This is a genomic window from Gallaecimonas mangrovi (assembly GCF_003367375.1).
GTDB classification, from domain to species: domain Bacteria; phylum Pseudomonadota; class Gammaproteobacteria; order Enterobacterales; family Gallaecimonadaceae; genus Gallaecimonas; species Gallaecimonas mangrovi.
This window is the reverse complement of record NZ_CP031416.1, coordinates 3,370,882-3,391,074: the sequence shown is the minus strand read 5'-3', so window position 1 is coordinate 3,391,074 and position 20,193 is coordinate 3,370,882. Positions and strand designations below refer to the sequence as shown.

Annotated in this window: 19 protein-coding genes; 11 read left to right on the top strand and 8 right to left on the bottom strand. The window is 54.7% G+C overall.

Translation table 11 applies throughout. From position 1 onward, the window contains the following. Positions 1-9: 9 nt before the first annotated feature. The 3 genes from DW350_RS16050 to DW350_RS16040 all read left to right on the top strand — a co-directional run bounded on the left by DW350_RS16050 (position 10) and on the right by DW350_RS16040 (position 2,586). Entirely contained in the window at positions 10-1,128 is a 1,119-nt protein-coding gene (locus DW350_RS16050; RefSeq protein ID WP_442899778.1) for an S-(hydroxymethyl)glutathione dehydrogenase/class III alcohol dehydrogenase, read from the top strand. A 9-nt stretch (positions 1,129-1,137) separates the two neighbouring features. Next, positions 1,138-1,959, top strand: a complete 822-nt coding sequence (fghA, locus tag DW350_RS16045; protein WP_115719908.1) for an S-formylglutathione hydrolase — start codon at positions 1,138-1,140, stop codon at positions 1,957-1,959. An 84-nt stretch (positions 1,960-2,043) separates the two neighbouring features. After that, on the top strand, positions 2,044-2,586 hold the full coding sequence (locus DW350_RS16040; protein WP_115719907.1) for a DUF922 domain-containing protein: 543 nt from the start codon (positions 2,044-2,046) through the stop codon (positions 2,584-2,586). 27 nt (positions 2,587-2,613) lie between these two features. Here DW350_RS16040 and DW350_RS16035 read toward each other — a convergent pair whose 3' ends face one another. Further along, entirely contained in the window at positions 2,614-3,456 is an 843-nt protein-coding gene (locus DW350_RS16035) for an SDR family NAD(P)-dependent oxidoreductase (RefSeq protein ID WP_115719906.1), read from the bottom strand. A gap of 41 nt (positions 3,457-3,497) precedes the next feature. Between DW350_RS16035 and DW350_RS19710 the strand changes: the two genes are divergently transcribed. Both DW350_RS19710 and DW350_RS16030 read left to right on the top strand, forming a co-directional pair. After that, positions 3,498-3,632: a hypothetical protein gene (locus DW350_RS19710; RefSeq protein WP_264296810.1), complete on the top strand. Its 135-nt coding sequence runs from the start codon at positions 3,498-3,500 to the stop codon at positions 3,630-3,632. Positions 3,633-3,707: 75 nt separating this feature from the next. Then, complete coding sequence (locus DW350_RS16030; protein WP_115719905.1) at positions 3,708-4,604, top strand: DMT family transporter; 897 nt, start codon at positions 3,708-3,710, stop codon at positions 4,602-4,604. 33 nt (positions 4,605-4,637) lie between these two features. Here the strand turns inward: DW350_RS16030 and DW350_RS16025 are convergent, their stop codons facing one another. The 3 genes from DW350_RS16025 to DW350_RS16015 all read right to left on the bottom strand — a co-directional run bounded on the left by DW350_RS16025 (position 4,638) and on the right by DW350_RS16015 (position 8,230). Continuing rightward, entirely contained in the window at positions 4,638-5,435 is a 798-nt protein-coding gene (locus tag DW350_RS16025) for a response regulator (RefSeq protein WP_115719904.1), read from the bottom strand. 285 nt (positions 5,436-5,720) lie between these two features. Then, on the bottom strand, positions 5,721-5,915 hold the full coding sequence (locus DW350_RS16020) for a heavy-metal-associated domain-containing protein (protein ID WP_115719903.1): 195 nt from the start codon (positions 5,913-5,915) through the stop codon (positions 5,721-5,723). Between the two features lie 107 nt (positions 5,916-6,022). Next, complete coding sequence (locus DW350_RS16015) at positions 6,023-8,230, bottom strand: EAL domain-containing protein (protein WP_115719902.1); 2,208 nt, start codon at positions 8,228-8,230, stop codon at positions 6,023-6,025. Positions 8,231-8,387: 157 nt separating this feature from the next. Here DW350_RS16015 and sbcD point away from each other — a divergent pair, with 157 nt between their 5' ends. From sbcD to DW350_RS15995, 4 genes are all read left to right on the top strand, one after another. Then, positions 8,388-9,584, top strand: coding sequence for an exonuclease subunit SbcD (gene sbcD, locus DW350_RS16010; RefSeq protein ID WP_115719901.1), 1,197 nt, complete (start codon positions 8,388-8,390; stop codon positions 9,582-9,584). After that, positions 9,581-12,907, top strand: a complete 3,327-nt coding sequence (sbcC, locus tag DW350_RS16005; RefSeq protein ID WP_115719900.1) for an exonuclease subunit SbcC — start codon at positions 9,581-9,583, stop codon at positions 12,905-12,907. Before sbcD ends, sbcC begins: the two co-directional genes overlap by 4 nt. Positions 12,908-13,182: 275 nt before the next feature. Next, positions 13,183-13,680, top strand: coding sequence for a thiol peroxidase (tpx, locus tag DW350_RS16000; protein WP_115719899.1), 498 nt, complete (start codon positions 13,183-13,185; stop codon positions 13,678-13,680). 109 nt (positions 13,681-13,789) lie between these two features. After that, positions 13,790-15,145 (top strand): DEAD/DEAH box helicase, encoded by a 1,356-nt coding sequence (locus tag DW350_RS15995; protein ID WP_115719898.1) that lies wholly within the window; start codon positions 13,790-13,792, stop codon positions 15,143-15,145. Positions 15,146-15,179: 34 nt separating this feature from the next. Here DW350_RS15995 and dbpA read toward each other — a convergent pair whose 3' ends face one another. From dbpA to DW350_RS15975, 4 genes are read right to left on the bottom strand one after another with little or no spacing between them, the layout of a single operon-like run. Further along, positions 15,180-16,604 carry an ATP-dependent RNA helicase DbpA gene (dbpA, locus tag DW350_RS15990; protein WP_115719897.1) on the bottom strand — a complete coding sequence of 475 codons (1,425 nt, stop codon included), beginning with the start codon at positions 16,602-16,604 and terminating at the stop codon, positions 15,180-15,182. A gap of 41 nt (positions 16,605-16,645) precedes the next feature. Continuing rightward, on the bottom strand, positions 16,646-16,921 hold the full coding sequence (locus DW350_RS15985) for a hypothetical protein (RefSeq protein ID WP_115719896.1): 276 nt from the start codon (positions 16,919-16,921) through the stop codon (positions 16,646-16,648). Positions 16,922-16,934: 13 nt separating this feature from the next. Continuing rightward, a complete protein-coding gene (locus DW350_RS15980; protein WP_115719895.1) occupies positions 16,935-17,201 on the bottom strand; it encodes a hypothetical protein in 267 nt (88 codons plus the stop codon). Continuing rightward, the gene (locus DW350_RS15975) at positions 17,198-17,488 is read right to left on the bottom strand and encodes a hypothetical protein (RefSeq protein ID WP_115719894.1); all 291 of its coding nucleotides are present in this window, start codon (positions 17,486-17,488) and stop codon (positions 17,198-17,200) included. Before DW350_RS15975 ends, DW350_RS15980 begins: the two co-directional genes overlap by 4 nt. Before the next feature lie 593 nt (positions 17,489-18,081). Between DW350_RS15975 and DW350_RS15965 the strand changes: the two genes are divergently transcribed. Then, positions 18,082-19,413 (top strand): methyl-accepting chemotaxis protein, encoded by a 1,332-nt coding sequence (locus DW350_RS15965; RefSeq protein ID WP_115719892.1) that lies wholly within the window; start codon positions 18,082-18,084, stop codon positions 19,411-19,413. Positions 19,414-19,554: 141 nt separating this feature from the next. Next, positions 19,555-20,193 (top strand): thioredoxin domain-containing protein, encoded by a 639-nt coding sequence (locus tag DW350_RS15960; protein WP_115719891.1) that lies wholly within the window; start codon positions 19,555-19,557, stop codon positions 20,191-20,193.

Genomic DNA, 20,193 nt, shown 5'->3' with positions numbered 1-20,193 from the left:
AATAAGGAGTTGTCCATGATTAAATCCCGTGCTGCGCTGGCCGTTGGGGCCGGTAAACCTTTGGAGTTGGTGACCGTTGATGTGGCACCGCCCAAAGCAGGCGAGGTGCTGGTGCGCTTGGTGGCCACCGGTGTTTGCCATACCGATGCCTTTACCTTGTCTGGCGCTGATCCTGAAGGGATCTTCCCGGCCATTTTGGGCCACGAAGGCGCTGGGGTTGTGGAAGCGGTAGGCCCGGGCGTTAGCTCGGTGAAAGTGGGCGACCACGTTATTCCCCTTTACACCGCCGAGTGTGGCAAGTGTAAGTTCTGCCTGTCGGGTAAAACCAACCTTTGTAGCGCGGTGCGCGCCACCCAGGGCCAGGGCTTGATGCCCGACGGCAGCAGCCGTTTTAGCCTCGATGGCAAGCCTATTTTCCATTACATGGGCACCAGCACTTTTAGTGAATACACGGTGCTGCCAGAGATCTCGGTAGCCGTTATCAGCAAAGAAGCGCCTTTGGACAAAGTGTGTTTGCTGGGCTGCGGCGTTACCACCGGCATTGGCGCTGTGCTTAATACCGCCAAGGTGCAGCCGGGTGATACCGTGGCGATTTTCGGGCTGGGCGGTATTGGCCTTAGCGCCATTATTGGCGCCAAAATGGCTGGCGCCGGGCGCATTATCGGCATTGATTTAAACCCCGAAAAATTCGAGATGGCCAAAAAGCTTGGTGCCACCGACTGCATTAACCCCAAAGATTACAGTGACCCCATCCAGCAAGTGATTGTGGAGCTGACCGACGGCGGCGTTGATTATTCCTTTGAATGTATTGGTAATGTTGACGTGATGCGCAGCGCCCTTGAGTGCTGCCACAAGGGCTGGGGCGAGTCCATCATCATTGGTGTGGCGGGTGCTGGCCAGGAAATTCGTACCCGTCCTTTCCAACTGGTTACTGGCCGCGTATGGCGCGGTAGCGCCTTCGGTGGCGTTAAAGGCCGCAGCCAATTGCCGGGGCTGGTTGAGCAATACCTGAAAGGGGAGATCCCCATGGATGACTTCATCACCCACACCATGGGCCTGGAAGACATCAACAAAGCCTTTGATTTGATGCACGAAGGTAAGAGCATTCGTTCCGTTATCCATTTTTAAGGAGCCAACATGGAACTGATTGATAGCCACCTTTGCTTTGGCGGCGAGCAGCGCCGCTATCAGCATCACTCTTCGGTGCTTGGCTGCAACATGACCTTGTCGGTGTTTCTGCCGCCGGGGTTTAACCGCGACACGCCGGTGCTTTACTGGTTGTCGGGGCTGACCTGCAGCGACGAAAACTTTGTGCAAAAAGCCGGTGCCCAGCGGGCAGCGGCGGAGCTTGGGCTTGCCATTGTTGCCCCCGACACCAGCCCGCGCGGCGAGGCGGTGGCTAACGACGACGGTTACGACTTGGGCCAAGGGGCCGGTTTTTATGTCAATGCCACCCAAGCGCCCTGGGCCGAGCACTACCGCATGGACGACTACGTGGTTAAAGAGCTGCCGCCCTTGGTTGAGGCGCTGGGCCTTGGCGAGCGGCGCGGTATTAGTGGCCACTCCATGGGCGGCCATGGTGCACTGGTGCTGGCGCTGCGTAACCGCGGCTTTTATGGGTCGGTGTCGGCGTTTTCACCCATTTGTCATCCCATGGCTTGCCCCTGGGGTAAAAAGGCTTTTAGCGCCTACTTGGGTGATGACACTGCCAACTGGGCATCCTATGACGCCGCTACCTTGCTGGGTGACGCCAAGGCGCCGTGGCCGATCCGAGTGGATGTGGGCCTTAGCGACAACTTTTTAGAAGAGCAGTTATTGGTGACGTCGCTGGAAGACGCAGCCAAGCGTAGCGGCTCTGAGTTGGCGCTTCATCGCCAGGCCGGTTATGACCATTCCTATTTTTTTGTGGCCAGCTTTATCGAAGCGCACCTGCGCTTTCATGCCGCCCAACTTAAATAGCGCCAAGCGCAGTTAAAAAGGCCGCATTTGCGGCCTTTTTGTTAGCTGTTATGGTTATTTCATTACCCTAAAAGAGCGCAACCGATGCTGGCATTATGGTTTCTTGCTGCCGCGCCTTTTTATGACCCTGACGTGCATTTTCGCGAGCAGGTGCAGTATTACGCCATTAAAACCGACAGTTGGCCGCAGCTGATTGAGGTGGTACGTAACCGGCCTGGCAAGGGCAATAAAGCTTGGGCGCAGACCCAATGGCAAGGTGCATACAAACTGGCTTTTGCCAGTAACGACCAATACTGCTGGATAAGCGCCATGCAGGTCACCCTGAAGGTCACCATCAGTTTGCCTGACTGGCAGAATGTCCCCCGCGATTTAGCGCCGCGCTGGCAGGCGTTTTTTCAGCACATCAAACAGCACGAATACCTGCATCGCCAGCATGTTATCGACATGATTAAAGCGCTGAAAAAAGACGTGGCGGCGCTGCCGCCTGGGCCTAGTTGCCCGTCGATGAAAGCCGCCTATGAGCGCATTAAAGAAAAGCGCGATACCGAGCGCGCCGAAAAAGACGACGCCCTGGATGAAAAAGACCGGCTTTGGCAAATCGCCGAACAAGAACAGGCGCTGCGCTAGCCAGCGGCCTGCTGCCGGGCGAGGTGGTTAATCCGCCTTTTTCATGTACTGCGTGAACGCCTCACTGTGCTCGGGGTGCCAGCGAGAGAGCGCCGGGCGATTTTCCAGAATATCGCCAAGCCCCCAATAAATGCGTTTTAGGTCGGTTGCCCTGTCCACCTCGTTGTCGGGGCACAACAGATAGAAGTCGCCATTGTTGATGCCTTTGAACATAAAGTCGGTCACTTGCTCGGGTGTCCAGGCGCCGGCTGGCTTTTCCTTTACACCCTTGGCTTTGGTAAAGCCGGTGTAGGTAAAACCGGGGATCAGTAAATGCGCACTAACCCGTTTGCCGGTTTCACTGACCAGTTTATGGCTTACCGACTCGGCCAGGGCGCGAAGCGCGGCCTTGGACACGTTGTAAGCGGTGTCGCCTGGCGGCAGGGTTATGCCTTGCTTTGAACCGGTATAAATAATGGCGCCCGGCTCCTGGCTGGCAATCAGGTCGGGCAAAAAGACCTGTGTGACGTTAATGGCGCCCCAGAGGTTGGTATCTAAGGTGCGGCGCCAATTTTCTTCTGGCGCAAAAAGGTCGCCACCGCCTTCGCGGCCGGCGTTAGACATTACTAGCGAAATGGTTCCAAGCTTTTCGGCTTGTGCTTTGGCGGCAATAACAGCGGCGCGGTCGCTAACGTCGGTAGCAATCGCTTGTACTTGCCCGGGCTTGGCGTGAATGGCGGCAACGGCAGCGTCGAGAGCTTCACCCGCTAAATCGACAATGGCCACTTTCATCCCTGCTTGGGCAAAACCCTTGGCGGCAGCTAAACCAATACCGCTGGCGCCACCGGTAACAACGGCAACATTGCCGGCCTTAATTGCTTGATGCGACATCGTATTCTCCGAAATTGATAACGTGAAAATGAAATGCTTCGGTGACGTTTTACGATGACAGTGCCCGCTTTATTGTTCAAGGCCTGGCCTGTTGCGGGCCGCGCGGTTTTAGCTTGGGTTTAGGTGGTTTTGCCATAACCGGCCAGGCTTGCGGCCGCCAGGCGGGCAAGGCCTAAAGTTGCGGCCGGCTATTTATTCTGTGAAAGCGCATTGGGTACACTGGGGCGTTTTTTCTGCGCTGAGTATGCCGCTTGTTGTTTGAATTTCTGGCCCTAGCTGCCGCCTGCTGCTGGGCCATTGCCAGTTTGTTTTCGGCCACCGCTGCCCGCCACCTTGGCGCCTTTGCTTTTTCGCGCTGGCGGATGGCTTGTGTCAGCGTAATGCTGTGGTCGGTGTCACTTATCAGTGGTGGCTGGCATAGCCTGAATATGGACGGTGCTTCGGTGATGGCGCTCTCTGGGGTGATTGGCATCTTTATCGGTGACACCGCACTTTTTGCTGCCATGAATACCCTTGGCCCGCGCCGGGCGGTAGTGCTTTTTGCCAGCCATTCGGTGTTTTCGGTGGTGCTGGGGTACCTCATTCTTGGCGAAACCTTGCAAGGCTTAACGCTGGTGGGCTGCGCCTTGGTGGCCAGCGGGGTGATGGGGGCGGTGTTCTTCGGGCGCCGCGAGGGGGAAACTCACCACTGGGAGGCCGATAACGGCAAGCTGGCGGTAGGCATTGGCCTGGGGTTAATGTCCGCACTGTGTCAGGCCAGTGCCACCTTGATGGTAAAGCCGGTTATGCAGGGCGACATTGACGCCGTGTCGGCCTCGGCGGTGCGGATGACAACGGCGCTAACGCTACATCTTTTGTTCCTGTTCAGCGGCGCTCGGCTAGCCAAAGCCGTTAAGCCAATAAGCTGGCCGGTGTTGGCGCAGGTGGCCGCCAATGCCTTTTTATCGATGGGTGTTGGCATGACCTTGATTTTATACGCCCTTCGCTACGGTGAAGTGGGGTTGGTTGCCATGCTAAGTTCGGTCAGCCCGGTACTGATTTTACCGCTGTTGTGGTTAGTGCAGAAAAAGCCCCCGGCCAAGGGGGCCTGGCTGGGGGCTTTGGTAACGGTGTTAGGTGCCATGCTGATTGTTAGCCGCAGCACATAAAAAAGGCCTGCTATTGCAGGCCTTTTTCGTGGGTTACTGTTCGAGTAACCGGTAGAGCATGGCTCTTACTTCCGCCGGTTCAAAGGGTTTGTCACAGATAGCGTCAACCCCGGATTGCGCGATATTGGCCAGGTGAGCGCCGCTGGCTTCACTGGTTACCATCAACACCGGCAGGTGCGATTGCCCAGAGTGCTGGCGAATGTGCTCGGTCAGTTCGCGGCCGTTGATGTTGGGCATGTTGTAGTCGGTAACCACTAAATCAAACATCTGGTTTTGCAGCTGGTTAATGGCGTCTTCGCCGTCTACGGCCTCGGTGACTTGGCTAATGCCGAGGTTATCCAATACCCGCATGATATGGCGGCGGGCCATACGACTGTCGTCCACCACCAATACCCGCAGTGAATGGGTGTCAAAGTGCGTGAGTTCCAGCTCTTGCGGTGTGAGTAAATCCAAGGTGGCGTTAATGGCCAGCCCCAGCTGCTCATGACTGAAGGGTTTGGGCAAAATCGCGGCGATGCCAGATTGCTTAAAGGCGTCCAACTCGTCTGGGCGGCGCTCACTGGAAACCAGTACAAAGGGCGTGTCTTTGATGGCCTCTTCGCTGCGCAGCGTGCGCAATAAGTCGAGGGCTGTGCCGTCACTAAAGTGCAGGGTACTGAGTACCATGTCTGGTTTGTTGGTACGTATCAGCTCCAATGCCTGCGCAACATCGCTAGCCGCATCAATGTTAGTAATGCCTTCATCGGCCAGGTGGCGGAGGATCACGCGCCGCTGGGTGTCGGAAGGTTCTACCAGGAGTAATGACAGGTCACTTGGTTCCAGCGAGTACATCGTTGCTTCACCTTAATTTACAAACCACTAACGTATTGTCGTCACTTTCTTCAACAAGGCAAGCTCTTCACTTGTTTAAGTTTATTTGCCATGTAGCAGCATAGCAGCGGCACTGGCGTTAGATAACTTGAATGCAGCCATATTGCCTCAGTTGGCAGGGGCTTTGCTGCGGGGGAGAAAAGCGCCATAGAAACGAAAAACCGCCCATAAAGGGCGGTTTGGTAATAGCTATTATCAGGCTTCTAATGATTTTGCTTGATTAGAAGGCTAACCATAGCTCTCACCTTAGGCTAGGGCGGGAAAGCCGGTGTCACTTAAGGCTTCCGACAGTGCTTTACGGCTTTGGCTGCTAACGATGGTGATTTGGTTTTCATCACGGTCAATGCGTACCTGAGCTTCAGCATCACCTACCATAATGGCTTGCTGAATACGGGATACACAATGGTCGCCGAGGATGTTGCTGACTTTAAAAGTATACAAAGTAAGGCTCCTAATATTATTAGTGCCCTATCTATTTGAGCGTATTTTTGCGCAAATTTCAAGCTGAGGCGGCTTTTATTTATTTTGGTACTAATGAATTTTGGCGGTCAAGCTGGGCTGGGCGCCTTTAAGATCTGCGCCAACGTTAACGGCGGCATCGGTTTATAAAGGTAAAAGCCTTGAAAGAAACGGCAGCCTTGTTCGAGTAACCAGTCCAACTGCTGCTGGGTTTCCACCCCTTCCACCAGGGGTTCGGCGCCGGTGGCGCGGCATAAATCAATAATGGCTTTGAGCATGCGTTCACTGCGGGGCTGGCCGGGCACCGTTTTTAAAAAGTCCCTGTCGATTTTGATGATGTCAGCATCCAGGCTGGTTAGCCGTGTTAGCGACGAATGGCCAGTACCAAAGTCATCGATGGCCAACGGGAAGCCGGCATCAGCCAGGGTTTTTAGGGACTGGCTGGTTTGCTGCGGGTCGGCAAGGGCGGTTTCGGTGATTTCCAGCTCTAAGGAGCCAGGGGTAATTTGTTGCTGTTGGCAATAACTGATCAGCCAATGACTAAAGCCCTCATCGGTTAAATCCAGCACCGACAGGTTAACGCTAATGCGCAGTTTAATGCCTTGCTCGGCCCAGGCTTTTAATTGGCTACAGGCTTGGCCAACCACCCAGCGGGTTAAGCGGTTAATGTTGCCACTTTGCTCGGCCACCGGGATGAAAACCGCCGGGCTGATGTTGCCTTGGGCCGGGTGGTTCCAGCGCAGTAGTGCTTCGGCAGCAACGATGTTGCCTTGGGTGTCACACTGCGGTTGGTAGTCTAGGTAGAGCTGGCCTTCGGATGTTAGGGCCTGGCGCAGATCTTCAATCAGTTGGTGATGAGAATCAAAGCGCTTTAATGCTGAAGCATCAAGCATGGTCACCTGTTCAGGCACCAAGCGCTGGGTGCTAAGGTGGGCGGCCAAGGTACTTAAATGGTGGCCAAGGGGCAGCAAGCCCGGGTGGCTGCCAATTTGCCAATGTCTTTCCATGCCGAAACTGCGGCCATCATCTAAGGCCAGTTGTGGCCCAAGTTGTACCTCTATGGCTTGCATAAAGCCGTACATGGCCTGGGCATCCAGCGCTGGGTGGCAAAAAATCAGGGTATTGCGACCAATGCGGCCAGCAATAGAGCCACGTGGTAGCAGGGCCTTAACCCGGCTGGCGATTTTGGCCAGCAGCAAGTCTTTGACGTCTTTGCCATAACGAAGGCGAATGCCGGGGCCGTTACAAAACTGCATCAGCGCCACACCCGCAGTGCTTTTTCGGCTTAGCCAGTGTTCGACACCACTGTCGTTGAGCATGCCGGTGGCCAAGTCGTGCCAGCGCAGGCGGCGGTTAATAATGCGCTCGTCGGCAAGTTGTAATTTCAGCTGCGACGCTTCGGTGATGTCATCAATCAGCAGCAACTGATAGTGGTTATGAGCCATTTGGGTTTTGGTGAGCTGCAACATGCGAGATTTGCCGCTTTTTGGGGTCACCATGCGGGGGGCATTGGTACAGTCCTCAACTGGAATATCCAGGGCCGCGGCGAGGGCCTGGGCCGACATTTTGTGGTCTTTTAGCCAATGCCTTAGCGCCTTGTTTTGGCGCATCACTTTGTTTTTACTAGTAATAATAAGGGCCGGGTGGGCGTCGTTATCAAACAGATCCCGATACAGCAACATCGAAAAGTTAAGCTGCTTGTTAAGGTGTTTTTGCTGGCTGTTGTGCCATTTCAAGGCTTTTAGCATTCGCATCAAACCTAAGGGGAGGCAAAGGTTAAAAAAGATAAACAGCAGGCTCTGTAAGTAGATGGGCGTGTCAGGCAGTGTCAGATTAATGCCAAACCAGTTGGGCAACGGTTTGTCGTACAACAGGTAGCCAAAGGGCAGCAGGTTTAGCGCCATAGCAACAAAGGTGGCTTTAGGCCCCCACAGCAGCAAAACCAAAATGGGCAGTGAATACAGGAAAATGGCCCCAAGCTTGGCCAAGGCAAAATTACTGATAAAAAGCTGCATCACCAGGCCCGCCGCTACCACGCTGCCGGTAAGTAATATCCGGCCAACCTGGTAGCGGCGGCTGGCAAGAAAAGTGGCCAGTAGCAACACCGCATAAAACACGATGACAATATAAAAAACGTAGTACTGACCCAGTCGCCAAGCGGTCACGCTGGAATGGGCCGCGACGCCCAATACCAACAGCAGGCCAGATAAGGTAATGATCCGCAGCACACTCATTTGCCACAACGGCGTGGCAGGTGTTTGCAACTCATCGTTTAAAAACAGCAATCGGTTGAGCATCCTCTCATCTCACTGAGTTTCTGCAGGAGGGGCCGGGTTTGGTCCTTATCCGGAAGAATTTTCCATTATCGGGTCTTCACTAGGGAAAGTACTGACGGCTGCATCAGCGGAAAAACCCAAGTAAAGTAGCGACTAAATCATTGGCATTCTTGAATCTATGCGCATCCTTCATACCTCGGATTGGCATCTTGGCCAGCACTTTATGGGTAAAACCCGGCAGATGGAACACCAAGCGCTCATCAATTGGTTATTAAACCAGGTGACCGAGCTTGAGGTGGATGCCGTGCTGATCGCCGGTGATATTTTCGATACCGGCACGCCGCCCAGTTATGCCAGAGAGCTCTACAACCAGCTGGTGCTGGGTATGAAGGCACGGCAATGCCAGTTGATGGTGCTGGCGGGCAATCACGACTCGGTGGCGGTTTTGGAAGAATCACAAGCCCTGCTGGGCGCCTTGGGCACCCAAGTGGTGGCAACGGTCGCTGACAATAACGAGCAGCAATTGTTTAGCCTTTTTAACCGTGACCACAAAGCCGAGGCTACCCTGTGCGCCATTCCGTTTTTACGGCCAAGAGACTTGCTGCAAAGTGAAGCCGGGCAAGACGGCCAGCAAAAGCAGCTGTCGATGCAGGCTGCCATCAGCGAGCACTACCAGCAGCTTTATGATGCGGCCAAGGCCCGCGGCCTGCCGGTAGTGATGACAGGCCACCTGACTACCGTCGGTGCCAGCGCTTCAGAATCGGTCAGAGAAATTTATGTTGGCAGCCTGGAGGCCTTTCCTACCAGCGCTTTCCCGGCGGCTGACTACATTGCCCTTGGCCATATTCACCGGCCGCAAAAAGTGGGTGGCCTTGAGCACATTCGTTACAGCGGCTCGCCCATTCCTTTGAGCTTTGACGAAGCGCGCCAGCAAAAACAAATGCTGCTGGTTGAGCTTAATAGCCAAGGTTTAAGCGGCGTTACAGCGATAGACATTCCGCTTTTTCAGCCGCTGGCCAGTATTGGTTGCGATGTAAGTGATATTCGAAGCCAAGTGAGTGACCTGGTTGTAAGCCTTGAGCCTGGGCAGCGGCTATGGCTAGAGCTGGTACTAAAAAGCCAGCATTACCTGAGCGACTTGCAAACACGGGTGGCTGAGCAGCTTGATGGGCTGGCGGTTGATTTATTGCGCCTTCGTCGCGATCGCCAGCAAAGCCCGGGCATTGCCAGGCAACAGCAAGAAACCTTGGACGAGCTCAATCCCGAGGAAGTCTTTGCCCGCCGCCTGGCCAGTGAAGATTTGGACGACGAGCTGAACTTCGCCCTTGTTGAGCGTTACCAGGCAACCCTTGCCGAGCTCAAGGAGGCCAAGTGAAGATCCTGAGCCTGCGCTTTAAAAACCTCAACTCCTTAAAAGGCGAGTGGAAAATCGACTTCACCGCCGAGCCGTTTGTCAGTAGTGGCCTCTTTGCCATTACCGGCCCCACCGGTGCCGGTAAAACTACCTTGCTGGACGCCATATGCCTGGCGCTTTACCACGAAACGCCGCGGATGAAGACGGTGTCGCAATCGTCGAACGAATTGATGACCCGCCACACCAGTGATGCCCTGGCTGAGGTGGAATTTGAAGTGAAAGGCCAAGGCTACCGCGCCTTTTGGCAGCAGCGCCGGGCCAGGGACAACCCCGACGGCAAGTTGCAGCCGCCCAAGGTCGAACTGGCAAGGCTGGATGGCGACATTCTTACCGACAAAATCAACGACAAGCTCAAGCTAACCGAACAGCTCACCGGCCTTGATTTTGGCCGCTTCACCATGTCGATGTTATTGGCGCAGGGCGGTTTTGCGGCCTTTTTAAATGCCGATGCCAATAAACGGGCCGAGCTATTGGAAGAGCTTACCGGTACCGATATTTATGGCCATATTTCCCAAAAGGTGTTTGAAGACGCCAGGGCGCTGGAGCAAAGCGTAAAGGTGTTAGAAGCCCAAGCCGGGCAAATAATGGTGCTGGGCGACGAAGAGCGAGAGGCCCTTAGCCAGCAACTTACCGACCTTCGCCAGCAAGAAAGCCAGCTCAACGCGCAGCTGGTCAAGGTGGGCACCTTGCTTGACTGGCGTCGCCAGCTCGATAGCACCAACAACCAATTGCTGCAGGCCACAGCGCAGCTGGCGCAGGTAGAAGCCGACTGGCAACAGGCCGAGCCGGCCCGTAACAAGCTCGACGCTGCTAAACCGGCCCAAAACTTACGGCCGCTTTATCAAGCCTGGCAGCAGCGCGGCCAAGAACTGGCAAGCAACCGCGAGCGCGAAGCCGCCATTGATAAGCAGTTAACCGGCTTGTTGGCAAAAGAGCTGGCTTCTGCTCAGCAAGGTTTACTGTTAGTCAGCCAGCAACTGGCCGAGGTTAGCGGCCAGCTAGCGGCCCTTGAAAGTGAACGCCAGCAGTTAGGCCAGTGGCTTGAAGCCAATGCTAAAGACAGTGAACTTGCGGGCCAACTTGGCCGTTGGCAACAGTGGCATCAGCAAGTGGCAGACGAGCAACGCCGTTACCAACAACTGCGGGCCCGCCAGGAGCCACTGAATAGCAAGCTTGGCGAAGTGCAAAAAAACCTTGCCCAGCTCACCGACCAACACGCTAAAGCGGCCGCGGCGGTTAGCCAAATGGCGGCCGAGGCTCAGCAAGCCGAGCAGCAACTGCGCCAGCGCCTTAATGGCAACAGCCTAGAGCAGTGGCGCCAGCATTGGCAGCAGCAGCAAAAACGGCTGCCGGTGGCCGAGGCACTGGAGCGCGACCAGCGCCAGCACGGCGAGCTGGAAAAGCGCATTGCCAGCACCGCCAGCAATATTGAAAACCTAGAGCAGCAGCGCCTGCAATTGCGGGGGCGTTTTAAAACCTTGCGCGAACAGGTTAAAGACAAAGAAACCCTGCTGGCCCAGGAAAAGGCTCTTAATGAGTTGGCCCATTACCGGCATTTATTAAAAGAAGGCAAAGCCTGCCCGCTGTGTGGCAGCCATCATCACCCGGGTATTAGTGACCATCAGGCGCTGGATATCAGTGATGCCGAAAAGGCGCTGCGGCAAAAGACCGAAGAATTGGAAGCGGTACAAGCCGAAGGCACCAGCCTTGGGGTGCGTATTGAGGAATACCAAAAAGCCCTGTTGCAGCATCAGCAGCAGTTAACCGAACTGCAAACGGCGATGGCCGCGCACCAGCAGCAGTTAGGTGGCTTAAATCACGGGCAGTTACTGGCCGAACTGGCAGACCTTGAACAGACCATGGCCGCCATTGAGGCAGACGCAAAACGCTGTGATGAGCAGCAACAAGCGTTAGTGCAGGCGCAGTTTCATGCTGAAAAAAGTGCAGATCAGCAGCGCTTTGCCCAGCAGCAATTGGCCCAGCAGCAGCAGCTAATCGACGAGCTGGCGGCAGAGCTTGGCAGCGCCAGCGAAAGTGTTGCGGACAGCCAGCAGCAGTTTGCTGACGACCTTGCAACCTTTGCCTTAACGGCCAGTGACAATTGGCAAGCGCAGTGCCAGGCGCGCATCGACGCTTTTAATCACCAGCAAACACGTTTGCAAGCCCTTGAGAAAGCAAAAGAACAGGCGCTGCATCAACAAGAGCGCCTTGCAGAGGCTCTCACAGTTTGGCAAAAGCGTCTGGGCGACAGAGAACCGGCAACGAAGCCGGTTACCGGCAGCAGCCTTAACGAGCTTGAGCTTAGTTATCACCAGGCGCTGGATAACCACAACAGTTTGTCCGGTGAGAAAAAGGCCCTGGCGCTTCGCAGCCAAGAGCTAGGTGAGCAGCAACAGCTGGCCCTTGGCGAATGGCAGCAGGCGTTAAAAGACAGCCCCTTTAAAGACCAAGCGGCCTTTCATGAGGCGCTGTTGCCACAAGAAGAACAACAGCGCCTTAGCGAGCAGCAGCAGCGACTGCACGACGCCTTGTTGGCGGCGCAAACCCGCAGCCAAGATCTCAAAGCGCGGCTGCAGGTGCTGGGTAAAGACAAACAAAGCGAGCAAAGCCTTGAGGATTTAAAAGCCCAAGAGCAAAGCCTTCGCGAGCAGCTGCGGGCGCTGGCCAGTCAAGATGGAGCCCTTGATACCCGCCTCAAAGCCGATGAAAAGGCCCGCCAAGCCCAGGGCGAATTAGCCCAAGAGCTGGAGGCCAAACGCCAGGCACTTGACTTGCAGCAGCACCTTAATGGCCTCATTGGCTCGGCAGACGGCGCCAAGTTTCGCCGTTTTGCCCAGGGGCTGACGCTCGATCATCTCGTGCATCTTGCCAACCAGCGGCTAGAGCGGCTGCATGGCCGTTACCTGCTGCGGCGAAAACGCGGCGCCGAGTTAGAGCTGGAAGTGCTCGACAGCTGGCAGGCCGATGTGGCCCGTGACACCCGCACCTTATCCGGTGGCGAGAGCTTTTTGGTGAGTTTGGCCCTGGCTTTGGCGCTCTCTGATTTGGTGAGCCAGAAAACCGCTATCGACTCTTTGTTCTTGGACGAAGGCTTTGGCACCTTGGACGCCGACACCCTGGAAGTCGCCCTCGACGCCCTGGATAACCTCAATGCCGACGGCAAGATGATTGGCGTTATTAGCCATGTTGAGGCCCTTAAAGAACGGATACCGGTGCAGCTGAAAGTGCACAAAGGCGCCGGCATGGGCTACTCCAAGCTTGATAGCCGTTTTGCGGTGTCTTGACACGCTGGCCCATCTTTTAATCGGTGCTGCTCGGCAGCTGATTGGGTGTCGACATTATGGGGCAAAACAGCCACTTTCATTTGCACAAAAACGCCAGTGAAGTCGCGCATTTTCAATGCCATAGCTAAGGATTTAGCCGCCCGGAAAAAACCGCGGCTGCTGGCTTAATGAACGGCGGGCTTGTGTGCGGCGACAAGCTGTCACAGACTGTGAAGTCTGTCATGGGCAGAGGCATTTTCCGACTGCCACGAATTCAGACATACAAAGGAGTATTTATGGCAACCGTAACCTTAAAAGGTAACCCCGTTCCTGTTGATGGCGAACTGCCGGTTAAAGGTGGCAGCGCCCCCGCATTTAAACTGGTGGCAGGGGACTTGTCTGATAAAGGCCTGGCCGATTTTGCTGGTAAGCGCAAAATCCTCAACATCTTCCCAAGCGTTGATACCCCTACCTGCGCCACTTCAGTGCGCAAGTTCAACGAGCAGGCCGCTAGCCTGGAAAACACCGTTGTGCTGTGTATCAGTGCCGACTTGCCGTTTGCTCAGGGCCGTTTCTGCGGCGCAGAAGGTTTGGAAAACGTGGTTACCCTTTCGACTCTGCGCGGCGTTGAGTTCCTTAAAGACTATGGCGTTGCCATTGCCGGTGGCCCGATGGCGGGTTTAGCGGCACGTGCCGTGGTGGTTCTGGACGAAAACAACAAAGTGCTGCACAGCCAACTGGTTAGCGAGATTGCTGACGAGCCTGACTACCAGGCAGCATTGGCGGCCCTGTAAACAGGGCGTTAAAAAAGGCAGCCTAGCGCTGCCTTTTTTTATGGACTCTTAGGTTCCCCCTGCGGTTGGTGTTACTATCCGCCCACTTTTTGACTACCAAGGCTGCTTGATGACCCAAAGCCTCTCTTTTGCCGACCTAGGCCTGAAAAAACCACTGCTGGACGCCGTGGCTGAGCAGGGATACCAAACCCCTTCTCCAATTCAGGCACAAGCTATTCCCGCTGTACTCGCTGGCAAGGATGTGATGGCGGCTGCCCAAACAGGCACCGGTAAAACCGCTGGTTTTACGTTGCCATTGCTGCACCTGTTGGCTGATGGCCCCAAGGTGCAAGGCAATCAGGTTAGGGCCTTGGTACTAACGCCCACCCGTGAACTGGCCGCGCAAGTCGCCGACAGCGTAGCCACTTATGGCAAGCACTTACCGCTGCGTAGCCAGGTGGTATTTGGCGGCGTGAAAATTAACCCGCAAATGATGAATCTGCGCCGCGGCGCCGATGTGCTGGTGGCAACCCCTGGGCGGCTGCTGGATTTGTATCAGCAAAATGCGCTGCGTTTTAAGCAGCTCGAAGTGCTGGTGCTGGATGAAGCCGACCGCATGCTGGATATGGGCTTTATTCACGACATCAAGAAAATCCTGGCGCTGTTGCCTGCCAAGCGGCAAAACCTGCTGTTCTCGGCCACCTTCTCCGACGATATTCGGGCGCTGGCTAAAGGCTTGGTTAATAACCCGGTTGAGATCTCGGTAACCCCGCCTAACAGCACCGCCGAGCGGGTAGAGCAGGCGATTTACCCGGTTGATAAAAACCGTAAAGCCAAGCTGCTGTGCAAGTTGATTAATGACGGCAAATGGCAGCAAGTGCTGGTGTTCACCCGCACCAAGCATGGCGCTAACCGCCTGGCCAAGCAGCTGGAAGAAAACCAAATTACCGCCGCGCCCATTCACGGCAATAAAAGCCAAAGTGCCCGCACCAAGGCCTTGGCCGACTTTAAAGCGGGCCGGGTACGCGCGCTGGTTGCCACCGACATTGCCGCCCGGGGCCTCGACATTGACCAACTGCCGCAAGTGGTGAATTTTGATTTACCCAATGTCGCAGAAGATTATGTGCACCGTATTGGCCGCACCGGCCGGGCCGGTGCCAGCGGTAAAGCGGTATCACTGGTGTGCAGTGATGAGCTTAAAGAACTCAAAGCCATTGAGCGTTTGATTGGCCAGGTGCTCACCCGCGAAGAATTGCCAGGCTTTGAACCTGTTAATAAGTTGGCAGAAACCACCTTGGATAGCCGGCCGCAAAAGCCGAAGAAACCGAAAAAGCCCAAGGCGCATGGTGATGGCCAGCGCAGTGCCAACAATGCTGGCAAAGAAAGCCAGGGCCGCAACAGCGGCCAAAACCGCAGCGGCGGTGAGGGGCAAAACGGCAAACCGCGTCGGCGCCGCCGGCCGCAAGGGCCGAAAAGCCAAGCCTAAAAAAAGCGCCCTTGCGGCGCTTTTTTTAATGGTTTTAGTTTAAAAGGCGTGCTCTAAAGCTTTTGCCTTTAATGCTTTTAGCCAACTGCTTGAGGGCTTTTTTGGCATCGGCCTTTTGCACGGCCACAAAGGCCCAGTCGTCAAAAATCTGAATTTTACCGATGTCGTTGCCCGCTAAGGCCTGGTCGCGGGTCAGGGCGCCAACAATATCGCCGGCGCGCAGCTTTTGGCGCTTACCGCCATCAATCTGCACCGTTACCATGGCCGCTTCATAGGGCGCATCTTTAAGCAATGCGGCATCCGGCAGCGGTGTTTCTTCAACGCTGATATCCAAGGTGTCTTCCAGTGCCATTAGTCGGTGGCCTTCCTTGGGGCTAAAGAGGGTGCAGGCAACACCTTGGTTGCCGGCGCGGCCGGTGCGGCCAATGCGGTGCACATGCACTTCGGGTTCAAAGGCCAGGTGAAAGTTAATCACCAGATCCAGCGCTTCAACATCCAGACCCCGCGCCGCCACGTCGGTGGCAACCAACACGGTGGCGCTTTTGTTGGCAAAGCGCACCATGGCCTGGTCTCGCTCTTTTTGCTCTAAGTCGCCATGTAGCGCCAGGGCGCTAAAGCCTTTGGCCGTTAAGGTTTCGGCTAGCTGCTGGGTTTCGCGCTTGGTATTGCAAAATACCACCGCCGAGGCCGGGCGAAACTGTTGCAGTAATAGCTCTACCGCCTGGCGGCGCTCTTTGTCGTCGGCTACCGGATAAAAATGCTGGTTGATGCTTTGACCGCTGTGGCTGCTAGCCACCTGAATGCGCTCGGGGCTATGCATTACCCGCCGGGCAATGGCTTCAATTTCTGCCGGGAACGTGGCGCTGAACATCAGGGTTTGCCGCGTTGCCGGGGTCTGGCTGATGATGCCGTCAATCACCTCGCTAAAGCCCATGTCGAGCATGCGGTCAGCTTCGTCCAGCACCAGGGTATTGAGGTGCTCAAGGCTGAGGGTGCCCCGTTGCAAGTGATCATCTACCCGGCCCGGGGTGCCGACAATAATGTGGGCGCCGTGCTCTAAAGACCCTACCTGCGGGCCAAATGGCATGCCACCACACAGCGTTAGTACCTTGATGTTATGAATGGCGCGCGCCAGTTTACGGATCTCGGTGGCCACTTGGTCAGCCAGTTCCCTGGTTGGGCAAAGCACCAGGGTTTGAATGCGAAACTTCTTCACTTCCAACCGCTCCAGCAGCCCCAAGCCAAAAGCGGCGGTTTTGCCGGAACCGGTTTTACCTTGGGCAATCACATCCTTGCCGGCAAGAATGGGCGGCAGACTTTGCGCCTGGATAGGTGTCATTGACTGGTAGCCCAGGCTGGCCAGGTTTTCGAGCAGGGCCGGCTTTAAGGCAAGGGTAGAAAAATCAAGGTGCTTCAAGGTAAATCCCGGGTGGCGAAGTGGCAGGCAAGTTGCGGCCATAGTATAGAGCCTGCGCTTGATATCAAAAACGTCTTTCGCCGTTATTGCTGGCTACTGCTGTTCTTGTCACTGGCCTTTGGCAGTTTGGGCGGCAAAATGGCGTCGGGATCTTTGCTGTTGTCGTAGATGACCAAGGAGGTTTTCGGGCATTTGGCTTTGGCCGGGTCGTCGCCGCGAAGGGTGGGTTTATGGCTGTCGTCGCGTTGGCAGTTGATGTCATCACCGGGCAGCATAATGCCACTGGTAGTGATCCCTTGCGGCTCATCGGCGCAGCCTGCTAACAAGGCTGCGGCCAGAGCAATGGTGTAGGTTTTCATCCGTGCTCTCCTGTTATTGGCTATTGCTGTCTTGCCCGGTATTTTTTGCCAGTGTCAGGTGAAATTTTTGGTGGCGAACATTGCTGTATCCGGTGAATGTACACCGTGCTTGGCCCGGTTTATAACCAATGGCTTCGGGTGGGTGAGTGCCGACTGGTAAACAATTAATGTTATCGCCCGGCAGCCTGACCGCGCTGCTGTATGCCTTGGTTCTGCTGGCATCAACGCAACCGGCTAACGGCACGAGCAGTGTTGCCAGAAGCAATAATTTACCTTTCATTGCTTGCCATCCTTAGTGGGTACATTGCTGGGAATGGGGGAAGGGCCTGTGCTGGAGTAAACTTGTTGGCTGATGCTGTGGCTGGTGTCTTCGTCGCAAACCGATGCGCCAGGGTCGGGCAATACGGGCGTGTTTTTGTCGATGGGGGGCGTGGTATCGACTTGTCCCTGGCATTCTGGCCAATGCGCCAAACCGGAGTTGGCCTTGGTGGAGGCGGTACTGCCGGTAACAGAGTCTGCACTACAGCCACTGATTGAAAGGGTTGCTAAAAGCAGTAAACGCCACATCCTTACTGTTCCTTGTAAAGCAGGGTATAAATTGAAGCTAAAGTGCTTTTAATAAAAGGTCAAAACCTTTGTATATCTTTACAATTGTGTCTGGCAATCAACGAGATAATGAATCAAATTAACCATTGAGCCGTGATTCTGGCCAGATAATGTTGGCAAATGGCGGTGGTTTTTTGCTCGGTTTGTATTGAAATCAATACAGTAAAAATACCGAAAATGGCCATGTTTCATGCTGTTGTCGCCAGAAACTACCTTCAACATTTGTTCGGTAAAATATTTGGCTGTCTTTTTTCCCTTTTCCTGTCTCACTTTTCAACGTCAACAGTCTGTATTTATGCGCCCGCTCGCACAGGCTGATGGCTGTGTAATAAAACCTTTCCAGTCTGCTTTTCTGGTGGTGCGAGGCCGCTGTTTAAAAAGTATTCACAAGTAAATGATCTCGAAGATGTTTTTCTTCGTACAAAAGATAAATTGTGCGCTAGGCATATTGAAAAAAATACTTTCACTATCTGTTTTTTTCATCTGTATCTTTATACCCCTTTGGGTATGTGGTGCTGTACAATTTGCGACCGTTTCGGAGAGGAAGCCTGTCCATGCTGTTCCGTAAATCACGTTTACTTGCTCAAAAGTTAGAAGCCATGGAAAAGGCTTTATTGGAAAAAGAGGCGGTATTTGATGCCATTGGCCGCTCGCAAGCGGTGATTAGCTTCACCCCGTCTGGTGAAGTGCTTCAGGCCAACGACAACTTTTTTCAAGTCATGGGCTATAGCCAAGAGCAGATCGTGGGCAAGCATCACCGTATGTTTTGCTTTGATGGCTTTGCCAACTCTCCTACCTATCGCCGTTTTTGGGAAAAACTGGCCCGGGGTGAATTTGTGTCTGGCCGCTTTGAGCGCCGCACCGCCTCAGGCAGTGCGGTCTGGTTAGAAGCGTCCTATAACCCACAGCTTGATGAGCATGGCCGGGTGGTACGCATCGTGAAATTGGCAATGGATGTGACCGAAAAAGTGCAACGAGACCGGGTGGCACAAAGCCAACTGGATGCACTGGATAAAGCCATGGCAGTGATCGCCTTTGACCCCTCTGGCACCGTGCTGGATGCCAACGCCAATTTCTTAAAGGTGATGGGTTATCGCAAGGAAGAGCTGGTTGGTAAAAAACACAGCATGCTTTGCGACCCCGCCTATACCCAAAGTGCTGAATACAAACTGTTTTGGGAAAAGCTCAATCGCGGCGAATATGCCTCTGGCCAGTTTCAGCGCATCAATTCCCATGGTGAAAAGGTGTGGCTGGAAGCGTCCTACAACCCCATTTTTGATAACAATGGCCGAGTTAGCCGGGTGGTGAAGTTCGCGTCTGATGTTACCGCCCAGGTACGCAAGTATCAGGACGACGCGCAGCGAGCGTCAGAAGCTTATGATATTTCGGCCGAAACTGAGCACCTGGCGGTTAAAGGCGCAGAAGTTATCCAGGGTGCTGCTACCCAAATGCAGGGCATTGCCCGCCGTTTGGGCGACTCGGCATTGGCGTTGGGCACCTTGGGCCAGCATTCCAAACAGATCACTTCTATTATCGAGACCATTGGCGAGATAGCGGCGCAAACCAATCTTTTGGCACTCAATGCCGCCATCGAGGCGGCGCGGGCGGGTGACCAGGGCCGCGGTTTTGCGGTGGTAGCAGACGAAGTGCGAAATCTGGCCAAGCGTACTTCCGATTCCACCTCGGAAATTGCCAAGATGATCCGCCAAATCCAGCAGGGCACCGAAGCGGCCATTTTGGATATGGAAGGTTGCCTTTCCAATGCTAACCAAGGGGCAACGCTGGCCCAGGAAGCCGACGGCATGATAATCAATATTCGTAGCGGCGCGCAGCGGGCCGTTGCCGCCGTAGAGTTGCTGGCAAGCCAGGTACGCCAACTGCAATAACCGCCCAAGGGCGGTTTTTTTTGCTGGGTACAGCCAAGGTTCCTTTGCTGTTGTTAACACTGTTTCCTTTTAACAGGTGCCTTTAGAGCCGGAGTGCGGCACTATTGGCCAGCAAAGATTTTTAGTTCTAGGACCTATTCAATGAAATTTCAGCAGATCCTCGCAGGCGCCTTGGTTTTGGCTTGCGCTTTTATCGGCCAGGTGCAGGCGGCCGATTATCAGTTTAAAGAGGGCACCGACTACAAGGTTATTGCCTCCCCGATTAAGGTGAAAAGCGTTAAGCCTTACGTGATTGAATATCTGTGGCTGGGCTGCCCCCATTGCCAGGCATTAAACCCGCACATGATGCAGTATGAAAAGACGCATCCGGGGGTGCAGATTGTGCGCCGTCCCGCTATTGGCCCCAAACGCTGGGTACTGGATGCCCACGTCTTTTATGCGCTGGTGAACACCGGCCATGGCGATCTGTTTAACGACTTAATGACCTTCTACACCCAGCTTCGCGAGCAAAAACATCAGCTGCCTGGGCAAGATGAAATCGACCATTTTCTTAATGCGCACCATATCGAAGAAAGTGCCTTTATGAAGGCGATGAATAACCCCGACACCATGGCGGATTTAAACACGGCCCTGAGTGAAGAGCGCACCATTGGCCTGACTGCCGTGCCAACGGTAGTGGTAAACGGCAAGTATGAACTTCAGGCTCCTACCGAAGGTGGCCCTGATATTTTGTCCCGCTATTTCGCGCTGATTGATTACTTGCTCAAGCAGCCGGTTTAA